The sequence below is a fragment of the Streptomyces sp. NBC_00341 genome, assembly GCF_041435055.1.
In the GTDB taxonomy this organism is placed as follows: Bacteria; Actinomycetota; Actinomycetes; order Streptomycetales; family Streptomycetaceae; genus Streptomyces.
Genome location: NZ_CP108002.1, coordinates 5,823,421 through 5,845,227, shown reverse-complemented (window position 1 = coordinate 5,845,227; position 21,807 = coordinate 5,823,421). Strand labels below are relative to the sequence as shown.

The 21,807-nt window shown below is 70.1% G+C and carries 16 protein-coding genes; 8 read left to right on the top strand and 8 right to left on the bottom strand.

Annotation, left to right across the window (positions count from 1 at the left end):
• Positions 1-57 precede the first annotated feature (57 nt).
• From OG892_RS26515 to OG892_RS26500, 4 genes are all read right to left on the bottom strand, one after another.
• Entirely contained in the window at positions 58-2,448 is a 2,391-nt protein-coding gene (locus OG892_RS26515; protein WP_371630462.1) for an ABC transporter family substrate-binding protein, read from the bottom strand.
• 338 nt (positions 2,449-2,786) lie between these two features.
• Complete coding sequence (locus tag OG892_RS26510; RefSeq protein WP_073736647.1) at positions 2,787-3,338, bottom strand: isochorismatase family protein; 552 nt, start codon at positions 3,336-3,338, stop codon at positions 2,787-2,789.
• Between the two features lie 36 nt (positions 3,339-3,374).
• Entirely contained in the window at positions 3,375-4,730 is a 1,356-nt protein-coding gene (locus OG892_RS26505) for an MFS transporter (RefSeq protein ID WP_371630461.1), read from the bottom strand.
• 161 nt (positions 4,731-4,891) lie between these two features.
• Complete coding sequence (locus tag OG892_RS26500; RefSeq protein ID WP_073736649.1) at positions 4,892-5,347, bottom strand: MarR family winged helix-turn-helix transcriptional regulator; 456 nt, start codon at positions 5,345-5,347, stop codon at positions 4,892-4,894.
• Positions 5,348-5,504: 157 nt separating this feature from the next.
• Between OG892_RS26500 and OG892_RS26495 the strand changes: the two genes are divergently transcribed.
• Positions 5,505-6,560 carry a LacI family DNA-binding transcriptional regulator gene (locus OG892_RS26495; RefSeq protein ID WP_073736650.1) on the top strand — a complete coding sequence of 352 codons (1,056 nt, stop codon included), beginning with the start codon at positions 5,505-5,507 and terminating at the stop codon, positions 6,558-6,560.
• Between the two features lie 59 nt (positions 6,561-6,619).
• Here the strand turns inward: OG892_RS26495 and OG892_RS26490 are convergent, their stop codons facing one another.
• A complete protein-coding gene (locus OG892_RS26490) occupies positions 6,620-7,600 on the bottom strand; it encodes an acetylxylan esterase (protein WP_371631692.1) in 981 nt (326 codons plus the stop codon).
• Positions 7,601-7,857: 257 nt separating this feature from the next.
• Here OG892_RS26490 and OG892_RS26485 point away from each other — a divergent pair, with 257 nt between their 5' ends.
• The 5 genes from OG892_RS26485 to OG892_RS26465 all read left to right on the top strand — a co-directional run bounded on the left by OG892_RS26485 (position 7,858) and on the right by OG892_RS26465 (position 14,089).
• Complete coding sequence (locus tag OG892_RS26485) at positions 7,858-9,108, top strand: sugar ABC transporter substrate-binding protein (protein WP_371630460.1); 1,251 nt, start codon at positions 7,858-7,860, stop codon at positions 9,106-9,108.
• Positions 9,109-9,113: 5 nt separating this feature from the next.
• Complete coding sequence (locus tag OG892_RS26480; protein ID WP_327338840.1) at positions 9,114-10,106, top strand: sugar ABC transporter permease; 993 nt, start codon at positions 9,114-9,116, stop codon at positions 10,104-10,106.
• Positions 10,103-11,014 (top strand): carbohydrate ABC transporter permease, encoded by a 912-nt coding sequence (locus OG892_RS26475; RefSeq protein ID WP_073736653.1) that lies wholly within the window; start codon positions 10,103-10,105, stop codon positions 11,012-11,014. Before OG892_RS26480 ends, OG892_RS26475 begins: the two co-directional genes overlap by 4 nt.
• A gap of 114 nt (positions 11,015-11,128) precedes the next feature.
• The gene (locus tag OG892_RS26470; RefSeq protein WP_073736654.1) at positions 11,129-12,331 is read left to right on the top strand and encodes a glycoside hydrolase family 1 protein; all 1,203 of its coding nucleotides are present in this window, start codon (positions 11,129-11,131) and stop codon (positions 12,329-12,331) included.
• 249 nt (positions 12,332-12,580) lie between these two features.
• Positions 12,581-14,089: a glucoamylase family protein gene (locus OG892_RS26465; protein ID WP_371630459.1), complete on the top strand. Its 1,509-nt coding sequence runs from the start codon at positions 12,581-12,583 to the stop codon at positions 14,087-14,089.
• Between the two features lie 28 nt (positions 14,090-14,117).
• Here the strand turns inward: OG892_RS26465 and OG892_RS26460 are convergent, their stop codons facing one another.
• Positions 14,118-15,161, bottom strand: coding sequence for a hypothetical protein (locus tag OG892_RS26460; RefSeq protein WP_371631691.1), 1,044 nt, complete (start codon positions 15,159-15,161; stop codon positions 14,118-14,120).
• Between the two features lie 265 nt (positions 15,162-15,426).
• On the opposite strand from OG892_RS26460, the gene OG892_RS26455 reads away from it, so the two are divergent.
• Complete coding sequence (locus OG892_RS26455) at positions 15,427-17,511, top strand: TPM domain-containing protein (RefSeq protein WP_371631690.1); 2,085 nt, start codon at positions 15,427-15,429, stop codon at positions 17,509-17,511.
• A 108-nt stretch (positions 17,512-17,619) separates the two neighbouring features.
• A complete protein-coding gene (locus tag OG892_RS26450) occupies positions 17,620-18,333 on the top strand; it encodes a PspA/IM30 family protein (protein WP_328865549.1) in 714 nt (237 codons plus the stop codon).
• Positions 18,334-18,378: 45 nt separating this feature from the next.
• Here the strand turns inward: OG892_RS26450 and OG892_RS26445 are convergent, their stop codons facing one another.
• On the bottom strand, positions 18,379-21,075 hold the full coding sequence (locus OG892_RS26445; protein ID WP_328868369.1) for a SpoIIE family protein phosphatase: 2,697 nt from the start codon (positions 21,073-21,075) through the stop codon (positions 18,379-18,381).
• A gap of 193 nt (positions 21,076-21,268) precedes the next feature.
• Complete coding sequence (locus OG892_RS26440) at positions 21,269-21,697, bottom strand: ATP-binding protein (protein ID WP_073736658.1); 429 nt, start codon at positions 21,695-21,697, stop codon at positions 21,269-21,271.
• Between the last annotated feature and the right edge of the window lie 110 nt (positions 21,698-21,807).

Below are 21,807 nucleotides of genomic sequence, written 5' to 3'. Positions count from 1 at the left end.
GCCGGCGGGCAAGGGAATTGAGCCAGTTCTGAGCTTTCGGAACCCTGCGCTGACCTGCTATTTCCTGGGAGCGGCGGGGGCGCCGGCCGCCTGCGGCTTCTTGAAACCGATGTCCTGGTAGTGGGGCACCCCGAAGCCGAAGGCGCCGACGTTGACCAGCTTCTTGTCGGTCGCCACGAGCTGCGGGCGCTGGTAGAGCGGAATCGATCCCGCCGCGGCCCAGATCCGGGCGTCGGCCTGCTTCATCAGCTTCGTGGCCGCGCTCTCGTCGAGCTCCCCGGCCGCCTGGTCGAAGAGCTGGTCGATGTGGTCGGAGCCGACACGGGTGTAGTTCTGCTCGACGAGCAGCGAGCCGTCGGTGGCCGGTACCGGCTTGGCGAAGATCGGGCGGTCGTCGGTGGCCGGATAGGCGGTCGCGGGCCAGGAGTAGAGCGCCAGGTCGTAGTCACCGGAGGCGACGTGGTCCCGGAAGTAGCTCTCGTCGGAGACCTTGGTGATCTCGGTACGGATCCCGATCGTGTCGAGCATCGCCGCGATCTTGTCCCCGACGCTGCGCAGCGACTCCGAGCCCGGCCCCGAGGGCAGGACGAACCTCAGGGACAGTGGCTTGCCGTTCTTGCCGAGCGGGCCGCGGGCCGCGTCGGGCGCCTGGGCGGGCGCCGCGGTGCCGACCGGTGCGTAGGCTCCGGCGGCGCCACCGGGCTGCCGGTCCTGGGCGGTGATCCTGGCCGGGGCGTCCTCCGAGGTGCCCGTCTCGCCCAGGCGTCCGGCCTGGCGCAGCAGCGCGACGCTCTGCACGGCGGCGGCGGGGGCCGGGGCGATGACGCGGGTGACGGCGCCCTCGGCCTCACCGGGCTTGTTGTCGTCGCCGACGATGTAGAGGCCGTCGTCCTTGGCGGGCTCACGGCCGGCGGCGTCGTCCTTCCTATCCGCCTTGTCAGCCTTGTTTCCTGCGGCCTTCTCGTCCGCCGCCTTCTTGTCCTCGGCCGCCTTCTTCTCTTCGGCCTTCTTGTCGCTCTCGGCCTTCTTGTCCGTCTGCTTGTCGCCCTCGCTGCCCGCCTTGGCGCCGTCCGTCTTCTTGAGGGCGCCCTCCTGTGTCCAGCCCGCGTCGGCCAGCAGCGCCTGGGCCTCCTTGGTGTCCTGGCCCCCGAGCGCGCCGCTGCTGTCCTTGTAACCGGGCTGTCCGGCCAGGGCCAGGTGGCTGCCGAGCGGGGTCGCGGGCAGGCCGAGGGGCTTGAGCACGGTGTCGACGAGCTGCTGGCGGTCCAGGGCGCGGGCCACCGCCCGGCGTACCCGGTCGTCCGCGAGCGGACCGGTCTCGCCGTTCAGCGCCAGCTGGGTGTAGGCGGGTTCCAGGGACTTGCGGACCACGTAGCCGCGCAGATCGTTCTGCTCGGTGGCGTACGCCTCGGCCGCCCGCGCCTGCTCGTCCCTGGCCGACTGCGCCTCTGCGGCCGCTTCCTCGTCGGAGCCGTGCGCCAGCGCCCAGGACCGCAGGGCCGCGGCCGGGGTGGTCCCGGAGCCGGGGCCGTGGGCGGGCGGCCCGCTGTTGCCGGCGTCCCGGGCGGCCTGGGTGATGCGGTGGGCCGCCGCCGGGTCGATGTCCGCGACGTCGATCTTTCCCTCGGTGAGCGCCTCGGCGCGGTCCTGCGGCTTGACCGCCTTGAAGACCAGCGAGTCGAGCTTGGCGGGACTGCCCCACCAGCGCGGGTCCCGGGCCAGCGTGACGGAGCCCGACTCCTTGTCCACGTCGCGCAGCCGGAAGGGCCCCGCGGTCGCCTTGATCGTGGACCGCGCTCCGTCGTTGAAGGCGTCCGGGGAGCCCGTCACCTGCTTCGGGTACAGCGGCGAGAAGAGGGAGCGCCAGTCCGCGTACGGCTTGGCGAAGGTGACCTTGACCTCCAGGTCGTCGGCGCCGCGCTCGATCTTCTCGATGCGCTCGTAGCCGGCGTTGCGGGCCGTCCAGAACGCGGAGTCCTTGCCGCTCAGCGCCCGCCACTGCGCGACGAAGTCCGGTGCCCCGATCTCCCGGCCGTCGCTCCAGACCGCCTGCTGGTTGAGCCGGTAGAGCACCACTTGCCGGGGCTCGTTCTCGACGACTTTCGCGGATTCCAGGTAGTCGGGGTTCAGCTGTGGCCGGCCCTTGGCGTCCAGCGGGAAGAGCGTCGGCAGGAGGGCGCCGGTGATCCGGCCGGTGGCGCTGTCGGCGTCCGCCTGGAAGGCGTTGAGGGTGGCGGGCATCGCGTCGATCGCCCAGTTGATCGTGCCGCCGTCCGCGACCTGGGTGCGGGCCGCGGGCGCGACGTCCTGCGGAACGACGGAGGTGGTCGCTTCTTCCTTGCCGGAGCTGCAGCCGGCCAGCACGGGGAGCGTGAGCACTCCCGTGGTGAGGAGCGCGAGCGAGCGGCGCTTTCGGGCTGCCCCGCGCGGGACGCCGACGTGGGACATGGCTGATACCTCCGGGGACGGCCCGGACCACCCGTAACCGAATGGGCCGGATTATGCGTTTTTGGTGGCATTTGCAGTTGATCACACTGGTTCCGTCCATCCACTGAAGGCGCCCACGCGCGAGGGGCGCCGCAGACACGGCGCAGCCGGGCCGAAGCTCACCCGTGCGGCGGAACCGGACACTGGCCGGAATCCGCCGTTCCAGGGGCCGGGCGGCACGGGCGACTCAATTAATGGGCATGCGCATGACAACTGACGACTACCGAAGTGACGCCGAGGTCCCCGCCGGGAGCCGGCGGCGGGACCCGTCGTCCTGAGGGGTCCCGCCGCGCGGGCGGTCAGCCCAGGAGCTTGATGATGGCGTCGGTGGTGTCGGTCTCACCGAGGCGCGGGAAGATCCGCTCGACGCTGTTGTCGTGGGCCTCGGCGCTCATGTCGGTCACCGCGTCCGTGGCGACGGTGACGTGGTAGCCGTGCTCGTACGCCGAGCGGGCGGTGGACTCGACGCCGATGCTCGTCGCGATCCCGGCCACCACGACCTGGGTCACGCCGCGGCGGCGCAGCTGAAGGTCGAGGTCGGTGCCGTAGAAGGCGCCCCAGGTCAGCTTGGTGACGACGATGTCGCCCTCCTGCGGGCCGAGCTCGGGGACGATGTCGGCCCAGTCGGCGGCCGGCTGACCGGAGCGGGCGGGACCCTCGGTGCGGCCGGGGGCACCGCCGGTGACGCGGACCAGGACGACCGGGAGGCCCTTGGCCCGGAACGCGTCGGCGAGGGTCGCGGCGTGCGCGACGACATCGGCGCTGGGGTGGGCGGTGGGCAGACCGGTGATGCCCTTCTGGAGGTCGACGACGACCAGCGCGGTCTTCGGGTCGAGTGTGGTGGCGCTCATGGTGGTGCTCCTTGCTGGGTGGTGCGGAAACGGTTGTCAGGTACGGCCGCGCAGCGCACGGTCGGTGACGGTGAGAACGATGAGGAGGACGCCCAGCACGGCGGCGACGCCGGCCATCAGGTGCAGGCCCCGGTCGCCGGTGGACCGGCCGTACGCGAGGGCGATGAGGCTGGACGCGGTGATGGCCCCGATGTACTGGGCGGTGCGCTGCAGGCCTGCGGCGGAACCGATGGACTCGGCGGGGGCGTAGGCCTGGACGGCGGCCTGGTTGCTCGTACCGATCAGCCCCTGCGGGATACCGAAGCAGGCCCCGGCGAGCAGCAGGACGGCGAGCGGGGTGTCCCCGGAGAGGAACATCAGCAGGCCGGCCCCAGCGGTGAGCAGCACGCAGGCCAGGGTGAGCGGGCCGCGAATGCCCTTCGTGCGGGCGCCGAGCAGTGAGCAGACGAGTGCGGCCACGGACATCGGCAGCATCAGCAGACCGGTGTGGCCGGACGAATAGCCACGGGCTTCCTCCAGCCACTGGGTGTATCCGTACATCACGCAGTAGATCAGCAGATAGCTGACTCCGTGCCGCAGGTACGTCCGCGAGAGGGCGGCGTTTCCCGCCAGCATCCGCAGGTTGATGAAGGGGTTCGGGCGTCGCAGCTGCCACCGCACCAGCGCGGCGCCGAGCACCGCGAAGGGCGCGAGGAGCCACCACATCGGGTGGGCGAGGTCGAGCAGGAAGAAGACGAGCACGGTCAGAGCGGCGGTGAAGAGCCCGATGCCGAGCGGGTCCAGGTCGAGCCGTGGCGTACTGCCGTCGGCTGCCCGCCTGCGTGGCGGGTCGGCCGGGATCCAGAGCAGGGCGGCGCCGAAGGCGATGAGCGCGACGGGCACGTTGACGGCGAAGATGCCGCGCCAGCCGACGACCATGACCAGCAGCCCGCCGAGCGTGGGGCCGACGGCCGCGCTGCCGAGCGCCGCGAAGGAGAGCCGGGCCAGGACGGAACGCGGGGTGGCCCGGCCGATCCGGGCGGATTCGTCGCGCAGCACCGCCATGGCGGCCGGATAGGCGGCCGACGTACCGATGCCGAGCAGCAGCCGGGACACGATCAGCCAGCCGAAGCTCGGCGCCACCGTCCCGACCAGGCCGGACGCGATGACGACGAGCAGCCCGGCGAGGAAGACCCGGCGGGGGCCGAGCACGTCGGCGAGTCTGCCCAGTACGGGCTGGGCCACGGCGCTCGCGAGATACAGGACCGAGATCAGCCACGCGGTGTCGGCTGCGCCGATGTCGAAGTGGTGCCCGATCGCCACCAGGGCCGTGGAGATCATGGTGGTGTTGAGCGGGTTGAGCAGCGAGCCGATCAGCAGCGGGGCGGTGAGCCGGCCACTGAACCCGGGCACGTCGTCCCGGCCCGGTGTCGGCGTCTCCGGCGTCTCCTGTCCGGGGGCGGGTGCCTGTGTGGGTGCCGGTGCTGGTCGGGGTGCTGGTACGGGTTCCGGTGTCCGTGACGCCTGGAGTATCGCTGAGGCCTGGGGTATCGCGGGGACGGGGTCGCGGCCGGTCATGAACCGACCAGGCGGTCGAGGAGAACCGTCGCCTCGGCCAAGGTGCGGCGCTCGGCCCCGTCGAGTTCGGCGGCGATGGCCTCGGCGAGCCAGTTGCGCTTGGCGACCCGGACCTGGGCGAGCGTCGTGCGTCCGTCACCGGTGATCGACATGACCGACTTGCGCCCGTCGTCCGGATCGGGCGCCCGCTCGACGAGCCCCTGCTCCTCCAGCGCGCCCAGGGTGAGCCTCATCGACTGCGGGCGTACGAACTCGGCGCGGGCCAGTGCGGCCGTGGTGGCCGGACCACCGTCCTCCAGCCGGGCCAGCACCGAGCGCTGGGTCGGCGTGAGCAGGCTCTCGGACGACGAGGAACGCAGCCGCCGCAGCAGCCTGCCGACCACGCCCGCGAGGTCGTGTCCGACCTGCTCGGCCGTGGGGTCGACGGGAGGGGGTGCGGGCGGTTGCGTCATGCGCCCACCGTAAAGATGTACAGGCCATCTTGCAAGGTAGCCTGTCGATTATCGGATGGCCTTGCTCCTGTCCGGCCCCGCGATCTAGGGTGAATGCGCTTTCAAAGGCGTATGCCGACATGTGTCGGCACCGAAGAAGAAGCGGACGGACGGTCGAGTGAGCGCCCCAACGGTGTACGACGTCGCCGAGCGGTCGGGCGTCTCCATTGCCACGGTTTCACGGGTCTACCGCACCCCCGATTCGGTGCGCGCCCAGACCCGCGAGCGGGTCCTGGAGGCGGCGCGCGAGCTCGGCTACGTACCGAGCGGGAACGCCCGGGGCCTGGCCAGCCGCACCACCGGTGTGCTCGGGCTCTGCTTCCCCGACTACGCCGACCCGGACGCCGAGGCAGACGCCGAGGCGGACAGCGACGCCGACGACGCGGTGATGCTCTACTCCGACCAGATCATCCGCGGCATGGAGCGGGCCGCGCGGCGGCACGGGTACGCCCTGCTGATCGCGGCATCACTGGAGGGCGGACCGGAGAGCCTGGTCGCGAAGGTCGCCGGACGGGTCGACGGCTTCGCCGTACTGGCGCAGACCGTGCCGACCGAGGACCTGGAGGTGATATCGCGCCGGCTGCCGGTCGTGATGCTCGCCGGCCCCCGCGAGATCGACCACCTCGACCACATCGTCGTCGCCAACACCGACGGCGAACGCGAACTGACGCGCCACCTGATCGAGGACCACGGACTGCGCCGGCTCGCCTTCATCGCCGGCGACACCGACTCACCGGACGCCGAGGCACGGTTCCGCGGCTTCCAGCAGGCGTGCCGGGACGCCGGGATCCCGGTGCCGGACGCGCCGGGCGTACGGACGACGATGATGACGCAGGCCGAGGGCGCGGGGGCCGCGGAACAGCTGCTGGACGCGGGCGGGCAGCGGCCGGAGGCGATGCTCTTCGCCAACGACCAGATGGCGGTGGGCGCCCTGCGCGCACTGGCCAGACGCGGCGTGCGGGTGCCCGAGGACATGGCGGTGACCGGCTTCGACGGCATCCCGCTCAGCCGGATCGTCCAGCCGCCGTTGACGACGGTGCGCCAGCCGATCCGGCAACTCGGCGAGCAGGCAGTCGAGTTGCTGGTACAGCGGCTGAACAACGCGAGCCGCGAACCGGTCTCGCTCACCCTCCCGGTCGCCCCGATCCGCCGCAGGAGCTGCGGCTGCGGCTGACCGGCCCGGGGCTCGTGACACCTCACGCGCAGGGCCCCCTCGCCTAACGCGCACGCCTGTCACCGCCCCAGCCACTCACCGAAGAACCGCGTGCGGTCCGCACTGAGCGCGGCCGTCTCGTCGGCCAGCCCCGGATGCTCGAAGTGCCCCGCGCCGAGCACCAGCAGCTCCCGCTCCCCCGCCAGCGCGTTGTACACCGCGAACTGCCCCGGCGGCGGCACGGACGGGTCGAACAGGGCCGCTGCCACCAGCGTCGGCTGCCGCAGGAACCCCGCAGCCGTCGCGGCGTCGAAGTAGCTGAGCACCTCGGTGACCTCGGGATGCTCCCGGTGATACCCCCGGACCGACTCCCCGCTCCCCGCGCACGGCAGCGTGAGCCGCAGGGGGTGGTTCCCGAAGGTGGGGACCGTCAGCTGCGCGGCCCCGAAGCGGTCGTCCCACGGCAGGGCCAGTGCGCCGAGGCCTCCGCCGAAGCTCTCCCCGAGGTAGCCGAGCGGACCCGCCCCCGTCAGCTCGGGGACCAGCTCCCGCAGCGCTGAGGCCGCACACCACAGGTCCGCAACGCAGTCACCGATCACATACGTCTCGCGCGACTCGATGCCGTGCAGCACATGCGCGCCGGAGACGTCCGGGACGCCCGCCACGAGACCGCGCGTCCCCATGCCCCGCACACAGGGCAGGATCGCGGCCGACCCGGGCAGGGGCAGCGGCACATCGGGCCCCGGCTCCTGCCGGCCGCCGTATCCGTGGCCGATGACGAACCCGTGGCGCACCGGCCCGTCCGCCGGCAGTGCGAGCCAGCCCCCCAGACGCACCCCGCCGACCGAGGTGAACGTCACTCCGTGGATCCGGACACCGTCGCGTTCGCTCTCCAGCGGCCCGATCTCCGGCGCCGTGGCGACCCCGCGCGCCGCCTCGTGCCGGGCTCGCCAGAAATCTGCGAAGTCGTCCGGCGCGGGGGGCGCGGGGATGGCCAGCAGGTCATCGAGCGTGCGCCCGTACGACGGGTCAAAAGGGAATTCATGGACGAATGAAGGCATGGTCACGACAATATCGCCTCCTGCCCGGTGCGATCCGGGCCGCAGATGACCACACTTCTCAATCGTGCGTAATCGGTCACATCGCTCCCTTTTTCACAAACAGCACACTTACCGTTCCAAGTTGAACATTCAGATGTCCAATACGTTGCACGAGTGTGACCTAGCACCCTCTTGCGGATTCCTGAATCTCTGCCGCAGAGTGATGTATGCGCTTACAGGCAGCGCATACATTCGGATTGCTCAAGGAGGAGCCCTCCATGCCCCGCATCGCCAGAACCGCCTCCACCGGTATCGGTATCGCCGTCGTGCTCGCTCTCGGTCTGACCGCGTGCGGCAGCTCCGGTGGCGACGATGTCGCCGCGGACAAGAAGCAGACACTCACTGTCTGGGCCATGGGGGCCGAGGGCGAGAAGCTCGCGGATGTGGCCAAGGTCTACGAGAAGGCCAACCCGAACGTCACCGTGAAGGTGACCCCGGTCGGCTGGGACGTCGCCCACCAGAAGCTGGTCTCCGCGGCCGCCGCCGGCAGCATGCCGGACGTGGCGCAGATGGGCGGCAGTTACATGGGCGAGTTCTCCGAGCTCGGTGTCCTGGAGCCGGTCGACACCAAGACCTTCCAGGAGAAGGACTTCTTCCCGGCCGGCTGGAAGCAGGGCGAGGTGGACGGCCAGGCGTACGGCGTGCCGTGGTACGTCGACACCCGCGTCCTCTACTACCGCACCGACCTGGCCGAGAAGGCCGGCATCACCAAGGCTCCGACCAACTGGAAGGAGATGCAGGACCTCGCCACCGCCTACCAGAAGAAGGCGGGCACCAAGTGGGGCCTCTCCATCCAGCCCAGCGGACTGGACACGGTGCAGAACTTCTACTCCTTCCTGTACTCGGCCGGCGGCGAGATAGTCAACGACAAGGGCGATGTCGTCATCGACAGCCCCGCGGCCGTGAAGGCGCTCAAGGAGTACGGCTCGTACTTCTCCAAGGGGCTCTCCAACAAGTCCGTGCAGCCCGGCTACGACGTGGTGAAGGACTTCGGCAACGGCCGCGTCCCGATGTTCTTCGGCGGCCCCTGGCACGTCACCCTGCTGAACGAGGGCCAGCCGCAGCTCAAGGGCAAGTGGGCGGTGGCCAACGTCCCCACCGACAAGTCCTCCGTCTCGATGGCCGGTGGCTCCTCCCTGGTGATCTCCAAGGACAGCGAGCACAAGGCCGCCGCCACCCAGTTCATCAAGTACCTGACGGACACCAAGGGCCAGGCCGACTGGTACAAGCGCACCAAGGACCTGCCGGCCAACACCGCCGCCTGGACCTCCGGTGACCTCGCCAACGACGCCGATCTGCAGATCTTCAAGAAGCAGATGGACACCGCCAAGTCCTCCCCGTCGCTGTCCAACTGGACCGAGGTCACCGACAAGGTCGACCAGGCCATCGCGAAGGTGACCCAGGGCAAGGCGTCCGCCGAGGACGCGCTGAAGACGGCGCAGTCCCAGATCGAAGGCCTCGTGAAGTAGGAGCCATGAGCACCACGACCGGAAAGGCCGCAGAGTCGGCCAAGGTGCAGGCCGGACCGGGGACTGTGAAGTCCCCGGCCGCCGGGCCCAAGGGTTCGCGAAGCCGCAGGAAGCCCTCGCTGGGTATGCAGAACATGGCCGGCTGGCTGTTCTCCACTCCCTTCCTCGTTCTCTTCCTCGTCTTCATGGCCGTCCCGATCATCGCCACCCTGGTGATGAGCTTCACGGACTTCGGGCTGCGCAACGTGACGCACCCGCTGGACGCGAACTTCATCGGATTCGAGAACTACACCAAGCTGTTCAGTGACGAGAAGTTCCTCAAGTCGCTGTTCAACACGGCGTACTTCGTGGTCATCGGCGTCCCGCTGACGATCTTCCTCGGACTGATCGTCGCCGTACTGCTGAACAACGGCATCGACCGGGCCCGGACCTTCTTCCGCGTCGGCTTCTACGCCCCGGTCGTCACCACCATCGTCGCCGTCGCCGTCGTCTGGCGCTTCGTGCTCGATCCGAGCGACGGTCTCGTCGCGGGCCTCTTCTCCGAAGTGGGCCTCACCGCTCCGGACTTCCTCGGCTCGGAGAAGCTCGCCATGCCGTCGATGATCGCGATGGCGGTCTGGCGCAACGTCGGCACGGTCATGGTGCTCTTCATCGCAGGTCTGCAGGCCATTCCCACCGAGGTACGGGAAGCCGCGCGGCTGGACGGTGCCAGCATCTGGCAGGAGTTCAGGGGCATCACCATCCCGCTTCTGCGGCCCACGATGCTCTACGCCACCGTGATCACCACGATCGGCTACCTCAACGTCTTCGAGGAGCCCTTCGTGATGACGCAGGGCGGGCCGTCGGACTCGACGCTCACCGTCTCGCTGAACATGTACCGCGAGGGCTTCAACTTCTTCCACATGGGCTATGCGAGCGCCATGGCGTATGTCCTCTTCGTAGTGATCATGGGCATCACGGTGCTGCAGCTCCGACTGCTGAAGGACAACACGAAATGAGCGCCACCAATGCACCGGGCGCCGTCTCGACGGCGCCGTCGAAGAAGCCCGGGAAGGCCGAGCGGAAGGCAAGCGGCAGGGAGCCGAGGTCCCCGAAGCGGATCTTCGTCTACGTCCTGCTGTCGCTCGGTCTGCTGATCATGTCGGCGCCGTTCCTGTGGATGGCTCTGTCCTCGTTCAAGACGACCAGCGAACTGACCGCGAGCCCGCCGGTCTGGATCCCGACCGAATGGACCCTGGACAACTTCCGGGACCTGCTCGACAAGCTCGATCTGCCGCTGTACTTCATGAACTCGGTGATCGTGGCGGTGCTGGTCACCGTCTCGAACCTGGTCTTCTGCTCGATGCTCGGCTACGCCCTGGCCAAGCTGAAGTTCGCGGGCCGCAACAAGATCTTCGGTCTGGTTCTCGGTGCCCTCATGGTGCCCGGCAACCTGATGCTGCTGCCGCTCTTCGTCCTGATGAGCAAGCTGCAGCTGATCGACTCGTACGCCGGGCTGGTCCTGCCGTTCGCAGCCGGGGCCTTCGGAGTCTTCCTGATGCGGCAGTTCATGCAGTCGATCCCGGACGAACTGCTGGAAGCGGCCCGGATGGACGGCGCCGGCGAGTGGTACATCTTCTGGCGCATCGTGATGCCGCTGGTGAAGCCCGCGCTGGCGACGCTGTCGATCTTCACGTTCCTCGGTTCCTGGAACAACTTCGTCTGGCCGCTCATCGCGACGAACGATCCCGACAAATACACCCTTCCGGTCGCGCTGGCCACCTTCGCCACCGACCCGAACAAGGCGGGTGGCTCCAACGGCATGCTGATGGCCGGCTCCTTCCTGATCGTGCTGCCGGTCCTGGTCGTGTTCATCGCGCTCCAGCGGCACTTCACGCAGGGCATCGCCACCGCGGGCATGAAGTAGTCCGCTCCCGGGGGCGGCCCTGACCCGCCCCCGGTCGCCCCTCCCATACGTAAGTGGCCCGCACCCGCACACCTGCCGGCCGCTCCCCTCACCGCACCAGAAAGACAGTTTGCGATGACTCACACCCAGGTCCCGTTCCCCGAAGGCTTCCTGTGGGGTGCCTCCACGGCCGCCCACCAGATCGAGGGCAACAACACCAACAGCGACTGGTGGGTCAAGGAGCACACCGCGGGCACCCACATCCAGGAGCCCAGCCTGGACGCCTGCGACAGCTACCACCGCTGGCACGACGACATGGACGTCCTGGCCGGACTGGGCTTCACCGACTACCGGTTCTCCATCGAGTGGGCCCGTATCGAGCCCGCCGAGGGGCAGTTCTCCCGAGCCGAGATCGCCCACTACCGCCGTATGGTCGAGGGCGCCATCGAGCGCGGACTGCGCCCCATGATCACCCTGCACCACTTCACCGTGCCGCAGTGGTTCGAGGCACGCGGCGGCTTCACCGCCGAGGGCGCGACGGAGCTGTTCGCCCGCTACGTCGCCGCCTGCGCGCCCGTGATCAGCGAGGGTGTCAGCCACGTCTGCACCATCAACGAGCCGAACATGATCGCCGTGATGGCGGGCCAGGCCAAGCGCGGCGACATCGGCTTCCCGCCCGCCGGTCTGCCGACCCCCGACGACGAGACCACCCAGGCCGTCATCGCCGCCCACCACGCGGCCGTCAAGGAGGTCAAGGCGATCAACGCCGACATCCAGGTCGGCTGGACCATCGCCAACCAGGTCTACCAGGCCCTGCCCGGCGCCGAAGAGATCACCGCGGCCTACCGCCACCCCCGTGAGGACATCTTCATCGAGGCCGCCCGCGGCGACGACTGGATCGGGGTGCAGTCCTACACCCGGACCAAGATCGGCACGGACGGGCCGATCCCCACCGCCGACGACGTGGAGCGCACCCTCACGCAGTGGGAGTACTACCCCTCCGCCGTGGGCCACGCGCTGCGCCACACCGCAGAGGTCGTCGGCCGCGACATGCCTCTGATCGTGACCGAGAACGGCATCGCGACCGACAAGGACAGCCGCCGGATCGACTACTACACCGGCGCTTTGAACGAGGTCGCGTCCGCAATCCAGGACGGACTGCGCGTCGAGGGCTACCTCGCGTGGAGCGCCCTGGACAACTACGAGTGGGGCTCCTACGCGCCGACCTTCGGCCTCATCGGCTGGAACCCGGAGACCTTCGAGCGGCTGCCGAAGCCGTCCGCCGCCTGGCTGGGCGAGATGGGCCGCACCCGCACGCTGCCGCGCATCGCCGACTGACGTCGGTCCTCTGACCGGGAGCCTCCTGACGGCTCCCCACCGTGCGGGGTCCGGCGTCACCTGACGGCCGCCGGACCCCGCACCGGTATTCCCGGCGTGGCCCCAGCCCCACAGCACGGGACACACCGGAAGCCACACCCGTAAACAGCGCCACAGGCGCAGCACCACCCCCGGGCGGCGCTTCACCGCCGCATCGAGCACGCCACGAAAATCCCCCATCCCCCTTCTGCCAACGGGAGCTGGACCTTCATGGACCGTCGCACGTTTCTCACCACCACCGGGACCGGGGCTGCCGCTCTGTCCCTCGGGGCCGTGTCCGTATCCACGGCGCATGCCGTTCCCACCGCTCGGTCCGCGCCTTCGGCGGACGCCTCTCATCTTGTTCATGCCTTTGATACACCGCTGCTGCTGCGCTGGTTCCGCGATACGTATCACTCGATCGAGGCAATGACGACCGGTCTGGGACTCGCCGTCGACAAGATCGACGTGAGCGGTCCGGGCGGTCCCGTTCAGTCGCACCAGACCTCGCCCACCAACATCGGCTGCGGCCTGTGGTCGACCGTCGCCGCCGGCGGGCTCAGGGTGATCAGCGACGCCACGATGCGGCGCAGGCTGGAGCGCACGGTCCGGTCCGTGGAGAAGCTGGAGCGTCATCACGGCTTCTGGCTCAACTGGTACGACGCACACGACGGTTCGGTACTGACCGAGTGGCCCGGTACCGGTGACCCCGTCCGTCCGTTCCTCTCCTCCGTCGACAACGCCTGGCTGATCACCGGTCTGCGCATCGCCGCGGATGCCGCTCCCGCGCTGCGGCCCCGCATCGGCCGCATCCTGGCGGAGGCCGACTGGTCCTACTACTACACCCCCTTCGATCCGGCCGACCCGGTCGCCGGGCCCGGCCAGTTGCGCGGTGGCTTCTGGACCGACACCGGGGAACCCACAGGCCACCACTACGGCGCGCTCAACACCGAGCCCCGGATGGCCAGCTACCTGGGCATCGCGGACGGAACTCTGCCCGCCGACCACTACTGGCATCTGCTGCGCACCATGCTTCCCGGCAATGAGCAGGAGCAACAGCCGCAGGGCAGCTACGTGGCGATGGACGGTATCCGCGTCTGGCAGGGTCACTACACGCACGGCGGCCGCAAGCTCGTCCCCACCTGGGGCGGGTCGATGTTCGAGGCGCTGATGGTTCCGCTGTTCGTGCCGGAGCCGGAATGGTCACCGAAGTCGTGGGGGCGCACCCATCAGCGGTACGTGCGGAGCCAGATCGAGCACGGCACGTCAGAGGCGGAGTACGGGTACTGGGGCTTCTCCCCCGCCAACATTCCCGAGGGCGGATACCAGGAGTACGGGGTGGACGCCCTCGGCATGCAGCTCGACGGCTACGCCTCCAACACGGACCGCACCTACACCACGGACGGCGAGCCGCTGCCGCCCCCGTCTGCGTTCACCAACGGTGTCGTCACCCCGCATGCCTCATTCCTCGCCCTGCCCTACGCACCTGCCGAGGCGGTGGCGAACCTTCGGGCCCTGGACCGCGATTTCGGCGCCTATCACGATGGCTACGGGTTCCGGGACTCCGTCAACGTCTCCACCGGACGGGTCAGTGACTACCAGCTCGCCCTCGACCAGGGCATGATCGCCGCGGCACTGGCCCAGGCGATCCGCCCGGGGCTACTGCAGCAGCCGTTCCGCACCGGAGGGTTCCGTTCCCGGGTACGGCCGCTGCTCGCCAAGGAGCGCTTCAGCATCTGAGCCCGGCGGCCGACCGTCGGCGGGCAGGTCAGTGCCAGCCCTCCCGGTACGCCGCCCAGTCGCCGTCCTGTGCGGCGAAGTCGACGTAGAGCGCGACCCCGAACCGTTCCCGGCCGCGGTCCGTGCGCCCCAGCCCCAGTCTGGTGCCGCGGACCGCGGCCGCGACCGTCTCCGCCGACGCGTGGTGCCCCAGGTCGTCCTCGTGGAAGAACGGCAGCCCCATCAGCAGGTCGGTGTCGCGCGGCGTCACTTCGAGGGCCAGCGAGGTCTGCTCGGCGACGTACCCGCCGAACAGGCCCTCCAGCGGCATCCAGGTGTCGTACGACATGACGGCGATCTGGTCGACCCTGCGGGCCACCTGACCGAAGTACTTCTGCGACCACCACTTGCCACGGCCGGAGAGCGCGCCGAGAACGGTCTGCGCGGCGGGCAGCGGGTCGATCTGGTGGGCCGCCACGGACAACGGCACCGCGCGCGCCCGGGTGAGGGCGCGCAGGTCGTCCAGGAGCCAGAGGTAGTGGGCGTCGCCGGAGTGCAGCGGTTCCAGGTCGAAGTGCACACCGTCGAAACCGGCGTCCAGGATCTGCCGCGCCGATCCGACGATCGCGTCGCGCGACGCGGCGCGCTCCAGGTGCAGCCCCTCGTCGCCCTCGGACGCGAGTCTGTCGCCGAGCCAGGCCTGGACCCGGATGCCGGGCGTGGCGCGGTGCACGGCCTCGATCAGCCAGTGCGCCCGGCGATAGCGGGAGGCGGGCAGCGTGCCGTCGTGCTCCAGGGGCCCGGCGTGGACGTACAGGTCCTTGATGCCCGTCCCCTTGATCCGGGCGGCGAACGCGGCGAGGTCGGCGTCCTTCTTCCGGCCGTCGACCCAGGCGTGCCCCAGCCAGATGGCGTCGCGGCCCCGGGTCCGGGTGCCGTCGCCGGGGTCGCCGGTGAAGTTGAGCCGCAGGGCGACGCCCGCGGTGAGGACCGGCACCACGAGCACCAGGACCAGCCCCAGCGCGATCCGCCTCGGCCAGGTCCCGAAGAGCCTGCCGGTCCCCTTTCGTACCGCCGCTCCCGCCCGCCCCATTCGTCCACGCACGTGCGCCCCCTCGTATCCCCGTGTATGTCTCGGTCGGTGTACTCCGGCTGCACGAACACCGGGGCGCGCCCCTCGGCGGGCACACCCGTACGAGAGGCAGGACGCACCGGATCCCGGGGCCGTTCCCGGTCTGCTGGGCACGTCATGGACCGGGTCGCGGGCCACCGGAGGTGGACATAGCCTCACAAACGTGACGCCGCCCCTGAGTCGAACCCGGACCCACATACCGGGCCGGGCCCTGCTCGCCGCCCTGATGACCTTGTGCTGGCTGGCCCTTCCCGCCATGCCGGCCGCGCGCGCCGACGATCCCGTCACGCTGTCCCGGGACGGGCAGATCACCGACAGGGTCGGCGCACTGGGGAACCGGAAGGGCCAGGCCGTCTCGGCGCTCGACCAGCTGTACGACAAACGCCGCGTCCAACTCTTCGTGGTGTACGTCCGTGACTTCTCCGGACGTTCCGCGCAGAGCTGGGCCGACGAGACGGCCGACCGCAACGGACTCGGCCGCGATGACGTCCTGCTCGCCGTCGCCACCCACGACCGGCAGTACGCGTACTCGGTCGACCAGGACTCCCGCTTCACCGACGCCCAGCTCCAGGATGTGGCGTCGACCGCCATCGAGCCGGCCCTCAGGGAGAACGACTGGGCGGGCGCCGCGATCGGGGCTGCCAACGGGTACTCCGCCGTCCTGGCCGGCGCTGCCGTACCCACGCCGACGATCACCCCGGGCGCCGACGACCCGGGCACGGGGGACTCCGGCGGGACGAGCGCCGGGGACCTGGTCCTCCCGGTCGTCGTCGTGGTCGCAGCCCTGGCGGCCGCCGCCTATGCGTACACCCGCCGGCGGCGGCGCACGGCCACCCGCACGACGCCCGGCGCGACCGGCTGGGGACCGGGGGGCGCCGACCGGGCCCCATCAGCGGAACCACCCACTCCGCTGCCGGAGCTCGATGCCCGAGCCAAGGAGACGCTGGTCGCCACGGACGACGCGGTCCGCACCAGCGACGAGGAGCTCGGGTTCGCCACGGCCCAGTTCGGAGAAGAGGCCGCAGCGCCGTTCACCGAGGCCGTCGCCTACGCCAGGGGTGAACTCACGGCCGCGTTCCGCTTGCGCCAGCAGCTCGACGACGCCATTCCCGAGGACGACGCCACCCGGAGGCGGATGCTGGACGAGCTCCTCAGCCGCTGCGCGGACGCCAACACCCGCCTGGACGCGGTCTCCGAGGACTTCGACCGGCTCCGTGCACTCGAACGCAACGCCCCTCAGGCCCTCGCCGCGGCCGAGACCGCGTTCCGCTCGCTCGCGGGCCGGGTCTCCACGGCCGAGGCGACCCTCACCTCCATGCGCGGTCGCTACGCGGGGTCGGCCTCGGCCCCTGTCGCGGGCGCTGTCGAACAGGCCAAGGACCGGCTCGTCTTCACCACGTCTTCGCTCAACCAGGCCCGGCAGGCGGTGGACGGCGGAGACAACGCGGCCGCTGCCGTATATGTACGGGCCGCCGAGGGCGCGGTCGGCCAGGCGGCGACCCTGGTCGACGCCGTCGACCGGCGCGCAGGGGAGATCGAAGAGGCTGCGGGCAAGCTGCCGGCCGCGCTCACGGAGACGGAGACGGACCTGGCCGACGCGGGCGGGCTGCTGGAAGGCACCACCGAGGGGGTTTCCACGGCGGACCTCCGGGGCCGGATCGCCCGCGCGACAGCCGTGCTCCGCGACGTGCGGGAAGAGCTGGGGGCCGGTCCGTACGACCCGATCGACGCGCTGCGCCGGGTGGAGGAGGCGGACGCGGCGCTGGACGAGTCACTGGTCGGCGCCCGCGAGCGGGAGCAGGGCAATCAGCGGGCCCGCTCACTCCTCGACCAGACGATGCTCACCGCACGCTCGGCGATCGGCGCCGCCGCCGACTACATCAGCACCCACCGGGGAGCGGTCGGCAGCCAGGCGCGGACCCGTCTCGCGGAGGCGCAGCGAAGGCTGGAGCGGGCCGGAGAGCTGGCCGGAACGGATGACGCACAGGGTGCGCTGGCCGAGGCGCACCAGGCGGACTCGCTGGCCGGGCAGGCACAGAGCATGGCGGAACAGGACGTACGGGCATACGGGAACCGAAATGGTCCGGGCGGTGTACAAGGAGTGGGCAGTGGGGGCGGGGGCATGGGCGGTGCGGTCCTCGGCGGGATCATCCTCGGCGGGCTCCTGGGCGGCGGCCGGGGAGGCGGATTCGGGGGCGGCGGATTCGGAGGAGGAGGGATGGGCGGAGGGGGGTTCGGCGGGGGCGGTGGGCCCGGCAGTTTCGGCGGCGGGGGAACCCGCGGGCGGCGTGGCGGGGGCGGCCGGTTCTGACCGCTCCGCGTGTAAGCAGCACTGAAGAAAGCAACTCAGGCACACAACGCAACTGGGCGCAGCAGCACTCTGGGCCTTGCAGCACTGAACACACACAGGAGAGGTGCCATGACCAAGCAGACCATTCTCGGACGCGTCACCCAGCTGGCGAAGGCCAACATCAACGCGCTCCTCGACCAGGCCGAGGATCCGCAGAAGATGCTGGACCAGCTGATCCGCGACTATACGTCCAATATCTCGGAGGCCGAACAGGCCGTGGCAGCCACGATCGGCAACCTGCGGCTGATGGAGCAGGACCACCGGGAGGATGTCGAGGCCGCCAAGGAGTGGGGTGAGAAGGCGCTGGCCGCCAGCCGCAAGGCGGATGAGCTGCGTGGGGGCGGATCGGCGGCCGATGCCGACAAGTTCGACAACCTGGCCAAGGTCGCGCTCGGCCGGCAGCTCCAGTCGGAGAAGGAGGCGAGGACGGCGGAGCCCACCATCGCCTCGCAGACGGAGGTGGTGGACAAACTCAAGTCCGGCCTGGATCAGATGAAGGCCAAGCTGGCGGAGCTGAAGGCCAAGCGGGACGAGCTGGTCGCGCGGGCCAAGTCCGCACAGGCGCAGAACCAGATGATGGACTCCGTCAAGAACATCGATGTCCTCGACCCGACCAGTGAGATCAGCCGGTTCGAGGACAAGGTGCGGCGCGAGGAGGCGAAGGCGGTGGGCAAGCAGGAGCTTGCCGCGTCGTCGCTGGATGCCCAGTTCGAGCAGTTGGACACGCTGGGGGACAGCGCAGAGGTCGAGGCGCGTCTCGCGGCCCTGAAGACGGCCTCATGAGTCCCGTCCGGGCCGCGGTCAGAGCGATGAGAACGATGAAGACGATCAGAACATGCTCAGAAGCTCCTCGACCGTGCGCTCGGCGGCGGGCCGGCCGTCGGGCAGCGGCAGCTCGAACCAGACCGTCTTGCCGCGCGGTGTACGACGCGATCCCCAGGCCGCGCTCAGCAGACCGACCAGTTGCAGACCGCGGCCGCCCTCATCCGTATCGCGTGCCCGCCGCCGCCGCGGCTGGACGAGACCGGCGTCCCATACCTCGCACACGAGAGTACGGTCGCGCAGCAGCCTGAGCCTGATCTCGCCCTCGCCGTACCGCAGGGCGTTGGTGACGAGTTCACTGACGAGCAGTTCGGTGGTGTCCACCAGGTCGTCGAGGTCCCAGGCGAGCAGCTGACCGCGGGCGAGCTCGCGGGCACGGCCGACCGAGCGGGGTTCGCGCGGCAGCCGCCAGTCCCCGACGGCTTCGGTCGGCAGCCCCTGGATGCGGGCCATCAGCAGGGCGATGTCGTCCTCGCCGTGGCGGGTGTCGAGGGTGCTCAGTACCCGGTCGCAGACGTCCTCAAGGAGCGGCGCGGGTTCGACGAGGGCGCCGCGCAGCGCTTCCAGTCCTTCGTCCAGCGGATGGTCGCGGGACTCGACGAGACCATCGGTGTAGAGGGCGAGGAGGGCGCCCTCCTTGAGTTCGACCTCGACTTCCTCGAAGGGCTCGCCGCCGACACCGAGCGGCATGCCGGGCGGGACGTCGAGCAGGAGCGCCGGTTCACCCGGCTCGACCACGACAGGGGGAAGATGTCCGGCATTGGCGAAGGTGCACCGTCGGGTGACCGGGTCGTAGACGGCGTAGATACAGGTCGCCAGATAGACCTCGGAGAGGTCCGCCTCTCGGGACTTGTGCGCGGCCCGCGAGGGCCACTGGGCGCCGCCGGTCCCGTCGGAGGAGGTACTGCCACCAGGAGTGCCGAGGCCTCGGGCGACTTCATCGAGCGCGGAGAGCACCTCGGCGGGTTCCAGATCGAGGAGGGCCAGGGTCCTTACGGCGGTGCGCAGTTCCCCCATGGCCACCGCGGCGCGCAGTCCGCGGCCCATCACGTCACCGACGACCAGGGCGGTGCGGTGCCCCGGAAGTTCGATCACGTCGAACCAGTCGCCGCCCACCTCGGTCGCCGTGTTGCCCGGCAGATAGCGGCAGGCGATGTCGAGGCCGGCGGCCTCGGGGTCGCCGGGGGGCAGCAGGCTGCGCTGAAGTATCAGGGCACGCTCGTGCTCGCGCCGGTAGAGGCGGGCGTTGTCTATGCAGACGGCGGCGCGGGCGGCGAGTTCGGTGGCCAGCGCCCGGTCCCGCTCTCCGAAGGGCTCACTGCCCTTCGTGCGGGAGAACTGCACGAGGCCGACCACGGTGTCGTGGGCGACCATCGGCACCGCGAAGGTGGACTGGACGAATCCGCGGTCGTCGCCGGGCACGTCCTCGACGTGGCCGGTGCGCAGGGCTATGGCGCACGGCGAGTTGAACGGGTAGCGGTGCACCGCTCCGAGCGCGGGCGGTCCGGCGACCGGTTGCCCCAGCGAGGCATCACCACTGTGGGCGGTGCCAGAGCCACGGCCTGAGTCGGTGCCAGAGCCAAGGCCGGAGTCGGGGCCGGGGCCGGTGCCCTGACCATGGCCGGGGCCTGCGGCCGTGCCCGGGCCGACAACCGTGCCGGACCCGCTGCCGGGCATCGCGTCAGGCATCGCATCCGAAACAGCGCTGGCGAAGGCGACGCGGCGTAGTTCGGCGGAGCCGCCGACCGATTCCTGACGCAGCGAGCTCCAGCTGCCCGGTGGCGCCTCCTCACCGGTGAGGAGGGATTGGTAGAGGTCGACAGATGCCAGGTCGCAGAAGCCCGGTACGGCGACGTCGAGGAGTTCGCGGGCGGTGGTCTCCAGGTCGAGGGAATTGCCGATGCGGGCGCTGGCCTCGTTGAGCAGTGCGAGGTTGCGCCTGGCGCTGGCAGCCTCACGGGCCGCGATATGGCGCCGGGTGACGTCGGTGGCGATTCCGGCGATGCCGATGGGGCGGCCCGATCCGCTGTGCACCCGGTAGAGGTTCATCGACCAGTGCCGACGCTCCGGTTCGCCCGGGGCGGTGCCGACGAGCTGGAGGTCGGTGACGGCTTCACCGGTCGTCAGCACGCGGCTGAGGGTGGCGGCCAGCCGGTCGGCCTCCGTGCCGGCGAGATAGTCGTGGACGGTGCGGCCGCGGTGGTCGTCGGCCCGGCCGCCGAAGACGGTGGCGAAGCGCTGGTTGGCCCGCAGCACCGTGAAGTCGGTACCGAACAGAACGAAGCCGAAGGGAGATTGGCCGAATATCGCCTGTGAGGCCGCGAGGTCGGTCTCGATGCCGCGCAGCGCGCGGACGTCCACGACGATGCAGACCGCGGCCCGTTCACCCGTCGCCGTCTCACTCGGCATCACATAGATCTCGGCGAGACCGTGGAGTGCGCCCTCGCCGGGCATACGGAAGGGGACGAGTCCCGTCCACTCCTTGCCGTCGAGCACTTCGCCGATCCGGCGATGGCCGTCACGGCGCAGCTCACCGGGCATGAAGGCCTCGACCGGGTCCTTGCCCAGCGCCTCATGCGCGGCAACGCCGAAGAGACCGGCGGCCCGGCGGCTCCACTGCTCGATCAGGCCGTCGGGGCCGATCGAGAAGGAGGCGACCCTGATGTAGTCGTAGATCGAGCCAGGCGGACTGCTCTGCCACACGACGTCGCCCGCTGTCCCAGGTATTTCGCTCACGCGACCGTCCCCTCCAGCTCACACACCGGACCGGTCCTGCCCGCAGTATTCAGCACTACGGCCCTCACCGACACGGCGTTCACGATCACAGCACGGTCTCAGTCCCTTTCAGCCAGGTTCTGTACGACCTCTGGTGATCGCTGTTCGTCCCACCCCACTCCTAACCAGGCAGGGCCAGCTCGAACCACACCGTCTTGCCACTCTTTCCGCACCTGATCCCCCATCGCCTGGCGGAACAGGCCACGAGCTGCAGTCCTCTGCCACCCTCGTCGTCGGGCCCAGCCGTACGTTCGGTGGGCGGATCCGGAAGCGGATCGGAGACTTCCACCAACAGACCGGCATGCGCCGTGAGGCCGTCACCGTTGGGATGAGGCCGCACCACTCGCACATCGATGGGTCCCGACGCGTAGCGCATGGAGTTGGTCACCAGTTCGCTGACCAGGAGTACAGCCACATCCCCGACGGCCGCGTCCAGCCCCCAGCCGCGCAGCGCCTCGTGAACGGCGTGCCGGGCCGTGCGCACGGCGCCGGGAACAGCCGGAAAGCTCCACATGGCGCAGTCGCCTTTGGTATCGATCACGCCGATCACTTCCCAAGACCAGCAACGGAGAACATCCTGCTTGCGGGGGCTAAACAGGACATACCCGATATTCAACGCGGAATACCGGTCGGCGACGACACGTGGGGCGTACGGGTGTA

Coding starts and splice junctions, on each gene's coding strand:
- OG892_RS26485 (WP_371630460.1), top strand. CDS start 7,858: ATGCCCCGCATCGCCAGAACCGCCTCCACCGGTATCGGTATCGCCGTC.
- OG892_RS26510 (WP_073736647.1), bottom strand. CDS start 3,338: ATGAGCGCCACCACACTCGACCCGAAGACCGCGCTGGTCGTCGTCGAC.
- OG892_RS26480 (WP_327338840.1), top strand. CDS start 9,114: ATGAGCACCACGACCGGAAAGGCCGCAGAGTCGGCCAAGGTGCAGGCC.
- OG892_RS26515 (WP_371630462.1), bottom strand. CDS start 2,448: ATGTCCCACGTCGGCGTCCCGCGCGGGGCAGCCCGAAAGCGCCGCTCG.
- OG892_RS26475 (WP_073736653.1), top strand. CDS start 10,103: ATGAGCGCCACCAATGCACCGGGCGCCGTCTCGACGGCGCCGTCGAAG.
- OG892_RS26470 (WP_073736654.1), top strand. CDS start 11,129: ATGACTCACACCCAGGTCCCGTTCCCCGAAGGCTTCCTGTGGGGTGCC.
- OG892_RS26460 (WP_371631691.1), bottom strand. CDS start 15,161: ATGGGGCGGGCGGGAGCGGCGGTACGAAAGGGGACCGGCAGGCTCTTC.
- OG892_RS26490 (WP_371631692.1), bottom strand. CDS start 7,600: ATGCCTTCATTCGTCCATGAATTCCCTTTTGACCCGTCGTACGGGCGC.
- OG892_RS26450 (WP_328865549.1), top strand. CDS start 17,620: ATGACCAAGCAGACCATTCTCGGACGCGTCACCCAGCTGGCGAAGGCC.
- OG892_RS26500 (WP_073736649.1), bottom strand. CDS start 5,347: ATGACGCAACCGCCCGCACCCCCTCCCGTCGACCCCACGGCCGAGCAG.
- OG892_RS26465 (WP_371630459.1), top strand. CDS start 12,581: ATGGACCGTCGCACGTTTCTCACCACCACCGGGACCGGGGCTGCCGCT.
- OG892_RS26455 (WP_371631690.1), top strand. CDS start 15,427: ATGACCTTGTGCTGGCTGGCCCTTCCCGCCATGCCGGCCGCGCGCGCC.